This window comes from Pseudomonas sp. 2822-17, assembly GCF_002742485.1.
Classification (GTDB): Bacteria; Pseudomonadota; Gammaproteobacteria; order Pseudomonadales; family Pseudomonadaceae; genus Aquipseudomonas; species Aquipseudomonas cyclaminis.
In genome coordinates, this window is record NZ_LJRZ01000433.1 from 1 (window position 1) to 282 (window position 282).

A 282-nucleotide genomic window follows, 5' to 3' on the forward strand; every position below is an offset into this window, starting at 1 on the left:
GTTATACATTTGGCAGGGTTAAAAGCTGTAGGTGAATCAGTGGAAAACCCACTATTCTATTATCAAAACAACATCACAGGTACACTTATTCTCTGCGAGGTAATGAAAGAATACGGTGTGAAAAACATTGTTTTCAGTTCCTCTGCAACTGTTTATGGAATGCCAAAAGAAGTACCTATATCTGAAGACTTCCCTCTCAGTGCAACAAACCCATACGGTCGTTCTAAATTAATGATTGAGGAAATTCTTCGTGGCTTATATGTTTCAGATAACGAATGGAAC

At 37.6% G+C, this 282-nt stretch carries 1 protein-coding gene; it reads left to right on the forward strand.

Annotated features, from left to right (window positions below):
- Positions 1 to 282, forward strand: a 282-nt coding sequence (locus tag AOA60_RS15335; protein WP_143522445.1) for a GDP-mannose 4,6-dehydratase, incomplete at both ends; no start/stop codon positions are given.